This window comes from Geomonas oryzae (genome assembly GCF_004117875.1).
In the GTDB taxonomy this organism is placed as follows: Bacteria; Desulfobacterota; Desulfuromonadia; order Geobacterales; family Geobacteraceae; genus Geomonas; species Geomonas oryzae.
In genome coordinates this window covers 1-1,337 of record NZ_RAHW01000017.1, presented here as the reverse complement: position 1 = coordinate 1,337, position 1,337 = coordinate 1, and the positions used below count along the sequence as shown (strand labels likewise).

1 protein-coding gene is annotated in these 1,337 nt (G+C 51.2%); it reads right to left on the bottom strand.

What is annotated here, in order from left to right; all coding sequences use genetic code 11:
- Nucleotides 1-5: 5 nt before the first annotated feature.
- Nucleotides 6-1,229 carry an ISL3 family transposase gene (locus D6Z24_RS21465; protein ID WP_129128545.1) on the bottom strand — a complete coding sequence of 408 codons (1,224 nt, stop codon included), beginning with the start codon at nt 1,227-1,229 and terminating at the stop codon, nt 6-8.
- Nucleotides 1,230-1,337 lie beyond the last annotated feature (108 nt).

Below are 1,337 nucleotides of genomic sequence, written 5' to 3'. Positions count from 1 at the left end.
AAGGTTCATCCGGGAATTCCGGGAAATGCTGCTCTGATTTTGAGAAAGAAGTAGTCATGGTCCCGGTATCCATAGGCTACTCTTTTGATCACTTTGATCTTGTTGTTGATGCCTTCGAGGATGCCTGTGTGCAAGGGCCAGAGACAGTGATTGAGTATGCCTTGGATGTACCCTTGCAACCTTTGCGCAAACAGCACCAGTTGTGGAATCTTGCTGCTGATTGCTTTTGAAAACCAATGTTCCCAGAACAGTTCTGCTTCCTCTCGGCACTTGAAACGCCAGAGTTGCTTAAGTTCGTCCTTTAGAACATAGACTGTGAACAATGGCTTGTTAGCATCCAGCAGCTCTTGAAGTCGAAGCATGTCGTCGCCTCTGACATTTCTGCTGTTGCGTAGCAGCAACCAGCGTGACGTCTGAATCACTTTGCGTGCCTTCTTGTCGTCCTTCAGTCGGTTAGCCTCGGCGTTGCGGACCCGGCTGATGACCTCTCTGCTGTACTTAGCAACTACGTGAAAGAGATCGTAAACGATGGCAGCCTGAGGGCAGCGAGCCTTAACCTCCTCTTCAAAGGCACCATTCATATCCATGACAACGGCCTTGAGCTGGCTGCAGCCATCAAGGCCGAGGTCATCGAAGAAGGGCCTGATGCTCTCGCGGCCACGGCCTTTGGCAACATATAGAACCTGTCTACGGTGTGGCTCAACGATGACAGTCGCATAACGATGCCCTTTTTGGAGAGCAAATTCGTCCATGCCGATGATGTCGATGTCGGAAAGGTCTACAGAGCCCACACGTTCCGTCAACGAGCGTTTGTCGATCTCTTTAACTTGATCCCAGGAGAGACAAAAGAAGTTAGCAACGTGCTTGATCGACAGGACATTGCATAGTTTGGCTACGCTATCTGCCAGTCTGTTTGTCACACGGGCATATTTACCCAACCACGATAGGGCCTCAAGGACCGGACCGCACTGCGGGCACCGAAATCTTCGCCGGTGAACGAGCAACTTGGTTCGAGCATCCAGGATCGGCAAGTCCCGAATGATACGAGTTGTAGTCTCGTGAACTCTTATGCACCGCCCACCGCAGGTGGGGCACTGCAGCGACTGCTGCGGTAACGGAACAAGTTCGATTTGAAGCTCTTTTTCTTTGCCCGTGCCGATCGTGGTGGTTTTAGCTACACGATATCCTTCCCACCCTCCGGCATATGATATAAGATCGGGTTGCGACAACGGCGGCCTCCTGAGTATTTGTTGGTTGGGGAACCTCAAAATAACCCAGTGCTGTCGTTGTCGCATTTATTTTTTGTGCCCCGTTCCCGGAATTTCCTGAAGAACCTT